Source organism: Kordia sp. (assembly GCF_045105435.1).
Taxonomy (GTDB): domain Bacteria; phylum Bacteroidota; class Bacteroidia; order Flavobacteriales; family Flavobacteriaceae; genus Kordia.
In genome coordinates this window covers 1-5,702 of sequence record NZ_JBGCDL010000257.1, presented here as the reverse complement: position 1 = coordinate 5,702, position 5,702 = coordinate 1, and the positions used below count along the sequence as shown (strand labels likewise).

5 protein-coding genes are annotated in these 5,702 nt (G+C 35.0%); 4 read left to right on the top strand and 1 reads right to left on the bottom strand.

Features of this window, described 5'->3' with window-relative positions; all coding sequences use genetic code 11:
- Positions 1–75: 75 nt before the first annotated feature.
- The 4 genes from AB8B65_RS13215 to AB8B65_RS13200 all read left to right on the top strand — a co-directional run bounded on the left by AB8B65_RS13215 (position 76) and on the right by AB8B65_RS13200 (position 4,961).
- Complete coding sequence (locus tag AB8B65_RS13215) at positions 76–1,365, top strand: aminopeptidase P N-terminal domain-containing protein (protein WP_405301567.1); 1,290 nt, start codon at positions 76–78, stop codon at positions 1,363–1,365.
- A gap of 230 nt (positions 1,366–1,595) precedes the next feature.
- Positions 1,596–2,216, top strand: coding sequence for a hypothetical protein (locus tag AB8B65_RS13210; RefSeq protein WP_405301566.1), 621 nt, complete (start codon positions 1,596–1,598; stop codon positions 2,214–2,216).
- A 7-nt stretch (positions 2,217–2,223) separates the two neighbouring features.
- The gene (locus AB8B65_RS13205; RefSeq protein ID WP_405301565.1) at positions 2,224–2,856 is read left to right on the top strand and encodes a hypothetical protein; all 633 of its coding nucleotides are present in this window, start codon (positions 2,224–2,226) and stop codon (positions 2,854–2,856) included.
- Between the two features lie 89 nt (positions 2,857–2,945).
- Entirely contained in the window at positions 2,946–4,961 is a 2,016-nt protein-coding gene (locus AB8B65_RS13200) for a zinc-dependent metalloprotease (RefSeq protein WP_405301564.1), read from the top strand.
- A 179-nt stretch (positions 4,962–5,140) separates the two neighbouring features.
- On the opposite strand, the gene AB8B65_RS13195 is transcribed toward AB8B65_RS13200, so the two are convergent.
- The gene (locus AB8B65_RS13195; RefSeq protein WP_405301563.1) at positions 5,141–5,554 is read right to left on the bottom strand and encodes a hypothetical protein; all 414 of its coding nucleotides are present in this window, start codon (positions 5,552–5,554) and stop codon (positions 5,141–5,143) included.
- Positions 5,555–5,702: the final 148 nt, after the last annotated feature.

Sequence of the window (5,702 nt, the reverse complement as noted above, 5' to 3'; positions counted from 1 at the left end):
AAAAAAACGCCATTTGGCTACCAATTTCTTTTTTTGTTTGATTATTTTTGAGGGAAATCAATTAAAATTACCAAAATGAAATACCATCCAATAGATCGCAACTTATTTATCAAGAATCGTAAAAACTTCATGACACAGATGAAACCGAGTAGTTTGGCTGTTTTTAATTCGAATGATATTTACCCAATCAGCGCAGATAGCACCATGCCGTTTGAGCAACATAGAGATATCTTTTTTTTAAGTGGTGTAGATCAAGAAGAAAGTATTTTAGTCTTATTTCCAGACTGTCCAAAAGAAAAGCATCGTGAAATTTTATTCTTAAAAGAAACCAACGAACATATTGCTGTTTGGGAAGGTGAAAAGTTAACAAAAGAAGCGGCATTGGCAACTTCTGGAATTAAAACGGTGTATTGGTTGAAAGACATGGAAAAAATCATGTTTGAAATTATGACGCAATGCGATACAGTGTACATCAACACAAACGAACATTACCGCGCCAATGTAGAAACAGAAACACGCGAAGATCGTTTTACAAAATGGCTAACAGCCAAATATCCTGCGCACAGTGTTGCGAAAAGCAATCCTATTTTACAGCGTTTGCGTTCGGTAAAAGATCCAATTGAAATTGATTTGATACAAAAAGCCTGCGATATTACCGAAAAAGGCTTCCGCAGAATTTTAAGCTTTGTAAAACCTGGTGTTTGGGAATATGAAATTGAAGCTGAATTTATGCATGAATTTCTAAGAAATCGTTCTAAAAAGTTTGCCTACACGCCTATCGTAGCTTCTGGAAATAATGCAAACGTATTGCATTATATAGAAAACAATCAGCAATGTAAAGCTGGTGATGTTATTTTAATGGATGTTGGTGCAGAATATGCCAATTATGCTAGCGATATGACACGTGCCGTTCCAGTTTCCGGTCGTTTTTCGGAGCGACAAAAAGCTGTTTACAATGCAGTAAATCGTGTGAAAAATGATGCTACTAAAATGCTCGTTCCAGGTACAGACTGGGCTGCATATCATGTAGAAGTTGGAAAACTAATGACTTCTGAGTTGTTAGGTCTTGGCTTGATAGATAAAGCAGATGTACAAAACGAAAATCCAGATTGGCCAGCGTATAAAAAATACTTTATGCATGGAACTTCTCACCACATGGGACTTGATACACATGATTACGGAATCTTAACAGAGCCAATGCAAGCAAACATGGTATTTACAGTTGAACCGGGAATTTACATTCCGGAAGAAGGTTTTGGTATTCGTTTGGAAGATGATGTTGTGATTCAGCCAACAGGCGAACCATTTAACTTAATGCGCAATATTCCTATAGAAGCTGATGAGATTGAAGATTTAATGAATTAGTTATCAGCTTTTGGCTCTTAGCTTTTTGGTATTGGCTTTTTGTGAATTTGTTTACACTGAGCTTATCGAAGTGAGAAACATCTCAATTCTCATAACTCAATACTATTCATAGCAATCATCACTTTTATAAAAATTTTAAAATAGTCTTTAGCAGCAATTTTTTGCTACTAAAGACTATTTTTTTTGGTAGAATTTCATTAATTTGAAACTCAAAAGTCAACACCAATTTTATGGCAATATCAAATTTTGAAAATGCAATTTCAATTCACCAAGAAACCTCTTTATCCATAGAAAGGAAAAAGAAAAATATTGTTGGGCAAACTATTGAACAAGTACAGTATGTTATTAGCGATTATAAAGAGCGCCCATACCAATACGATGGTTTTCATTTAATTGATACAGCTATATGCATTCGACTTTCCAATGAACAATGGATTAATTGGGTTTGGTTAGAAGACGATCCTACGGTTGAATACTGCTATCATTTGTATTACGAAGATGCCAGAGATGCTATTAACAACAGAGAACAAGAAGGTATTGATTTTTTAGTGCGATCTGGACTTTACACACCTGATAGTCATTCAAAAGGGATTGATGTTTCCACCTCTGATGATTGGAAAGAATTCATTGGTCAAAAAATTGAAGATATTAATTTTTTAACGCAAAAAATCGATGGCATTCCTTTTCTATCGGATGTAATTTTAAGTTTCAAGCATAAAACTGTTCGCATCATTGCCATGGATGAACCTGAACCAGATGCGTTACCTGAAATTACTAGTATCGATTTTGATCCTGTGTGGACCATGGTTGTCTTTAATGATGCTATTTTAAAAACACATAATAGACTTTAAGTTTCACATGAAAGAAGAAAAGCCAAAATATACTTCAGAAAGTATTCATTCATTAGAATCAAGAGATCATGTTCGAATGCGTCCACAAATGTATTTTAAGAAAGTATATACTGAGAAATCTTTGGATAGACTTCCGTTAGAAACCGCTTGCCATGCTTTTGATGAAGTCATGGATAATAATTGTAATTATCTTAAAATTACGCTGTACTCAGATTATTTCTCAATTGAATATGATGCAGGAATGTCGTTAAAACCTATTTATGGTAATGATAACAAAACACATGCTGAAACTATAATGACAACGATAGGCGCATGTCATAATCAAAAGAAACATTTGGCAGTTGGTGATGAGTTTTGCGAATTAGGAATGATGACAATTAATGCCGCTTCTGAATGGTGTAAATTAATCACGTATTCAAACGGAGAAAAAGGTGAGTTTTTATTTAAAGAAGGTAAAACCGAAGCGAGAACTATCTGCGGAAGCGACGAAAAGAAAAATTACACAAAAATCACCGTAAAACCTGATGCTACTATTTTTCCCGACCTAAAAATCAATCCAATAACATTACAAGAAAAGATTGATGTTCTGCGTAAAAAGTTCGTTGGTTTGGATATTCAACTACACATGAATACAAACTAAAAAATGCCCAACTCAAGGCGTTTACACAAGTTAACAATTAGGTTTTTAAAAAAAGTATACTTTTACGTTTACTGAATTTTTTACGAACTATGAAAAAAATGATACGCTTCGCTTTCTTTCTCTGTGTTATCTTTAGCGCGCATGCACAACAACCTTGCGGACAAGATATTGTTCAGCAACAGTTGTATGAAACACGACCTGAATTGCGACCAGAAAATAATCCTGCGTTTCAAGAATTGGAAGATTTTACAAATAGCTTTCAGTCGATTGCGACAAGTAAAGATTTTTCGGGAGTTGAAGGATTGACCATCGGAACCGATTATATTATTCCCGTAGTTGTGCACATTATTCATAACAATGGCGTTGAAAATATTTCTGATGCCGCTGTAGAAAGAGCTATTGAATCGCTAAATATTTTCTTTGCAGGAAATACCGCTTTTGATCAAAATATTGACGCGAGTTTTCTTCCCGTACGAGGCGCTTTTGATACTAAAAAACTACGATTTGTCTTAGCAAAATTCGATCCGCAAGGAAATCCTACGAACGGAATTGACAGACAAGTAGATGGTTTTTACACCTTGCGCGGAAACAATCCGGATATGCGTTTAACCTATCATTGGCCACGTGAAAATTACTTTAATATTTATGTCGTACGACAAGCTGTGGATGGTAGCGGAACATCTGGTTTTGCAACGTTTCCGCCAAATGTAGCAAGTAGTGAAGATGCGTATTTAGACGGACACGTAATGTCTGCTTGGGCTTTTGGAGAACACGGAGAAATGGTTCAAAATTGGTTTCATAATTTAGCGCATGAAGTTGGACATTGGCTGAATGTATATCATATTTGGGCAAATGCAGGCGGAAATGGAAATGATGTCTATTGCAATTTTGATGATTCTGTTGATGATACACCAAATACGAAAGGAAATCTCATTGCCGATTTAGACGATTATCCAGGTCCTGGTACAGTTACAAATTGTGGAAGTGTAGACAATCTTACCAATATGATGGACTATACAGCGTCAACGTATGCCATGTTTACACAAGGACAAAAAGTGCGTATGGAAGCTGCGTTAAATTCTTCGGTAGCAGACAGAAACAACTTGTGGAGTATTGACAACGTATTGGCTACTTTATATGGCTGTTCTGGCGGATTAGACACCGATATGGACAATATTCCGGATGCGTGTGACGATTGCCCAAATGACATCAATAACGATAGCGATGGCGATGGTATTTGTGATAGTGTTGATGAATGCAACGGCTTTCCGGATGTAAATTTAGATGCAAATTCGACTGAAATTGACGCATGCGATACAGCACTTCCAATTATAAATTTTAACAATGAAACCATTTTAACCTACGATGTAGCACAGGATAACGGAGTTTCTGATGTGTACGACAACGGAGCTACTTTGTATGTGGCAACTAATGGATGGAAAGCTATAGAAATCAATTATAATATTACGCCAAATACGGTGATTGAATTTGATTTTATGAGCACCATTGATGGTGAAATACATTACATAGGAATTGACGACGATTTAGCGCTCAATCCAGTTCTTTCATACAAGTTATATGGTTTTCAAAATGTGACGGCTTCTGCTACTGTAAATCTTGATTTTAATACGTATACAGATGCCGATAGGTTTACGTATAAACATTATGCCATTCCAATCGGACAATTGTATTCAGGTACCATTCCGTATTTATTTTTTGCAGCAGATAATGACGCGTTCAACAATACGTTTACAAATAATAATTATCCTGGCGGTGGAACGTATAATGATGCCACTTCTTTTTATAGAAATGTAAAAATCTATGAAAATACGGTGTTATCTACGATAGAATTTCCCGATTTAGCGACATTGATTGGCATGTATCCAAATCCTGCTCAGAATAAAATTACGATTGCCGCAACCAAAGGAATTCAATTGAAAAGTCTTTCTATTGTTGACATCAACGGAAAAGTTATTAAAACGGTTGCGTTAAAAAATCAAGTGTTAAACACTATTTCTATTAACGATTTAGCTAGTGGCGTATATTTCGTAAACATTCAATCAAATACGGGAGAAACTGCTACTAAGAAGCTCATTAAAATATAATTCTCACCAAAATATACAGCATAAAAAGAGGCTGTCTAAAAAGTTATAATTTCGTCAAACCGAACTTGATTCGGTTTCGCATAACAGTTAAAAATCAGCTTTATGAGATTCTGGATCAAGTCCAGAATGACGGCTTTTGAAACTTTTTAGACAGCCTTTTTATGTGAAAAATGGCACTATCATACTTTTTTCGGTAACTGAATTTGCGGCATTGGTTCACACAAGGTTTTCTCTACAATTTTGGTTCGCATGAGTTTCTTATCATTAAAATGCCTAGAAATATTTTGAATGATCTCTGTGTAATTATCATAGTCACCATTTTTATAATAATACACTTTGATAGAACGGCAATTCTCATGCTCAAAAATTGTATTCAATAAAACTCTATCTGATAAACCACAAGAATGTCCCATGATGATTACTTGAAACTTTTCGGAATCTATATAACGTAAAATATCTTTGTAATTGGAATTTTGCACATATTGAAATGACTTTAGACACTTTAGATATTCATTATCGTCCATATCTTCAATGAGCTTGTAATCTAGGTTAGCTGAAGATCTAAAAGCTGTTCTCGATACATTTTTTTTCAAAAAACACTCGAACTGACGTTTTGTAATCAGAATCATCCCAAATTAAGTAAAATTTGTAAGAATTTTATTTTAATACACTAAAATTTTATGCCCTAAAAGTAAAGCGATACTAAAGCGAAGCGTGACTAACAATCTAAGAGCAGAGCGA

Coding starts and splice junctions, on each gene's coding strand:
- AB8B65_RS13215 (WP_405301567.1), top strand. CDS start 76: ATGAAATACCATCCAATAGATCGCAACTTATTTATCAAGAATCGTAAA.
- AB8B65_RS13210 (WP_405301566.1), top strand. CDS start 1,596: ATGGCAATATCAAATTTTGAAAATGCAATTTCAATTCACCAAGAAACC.
- AB8B65_RS13205 (WP_405301565.1), top strand. CDS start 2,224: ATGAAAGAAGAAAAGCCAAAATATACTTCAGAAAGTATTCATTCATTA.
- AB8B65_RS13200 (WP_405301564.1), top strand. CDS start 2,946: ATGAAAAAAATGATACGCTTCGCTTTCTTTCTCTGTGTTATCTTTAGC.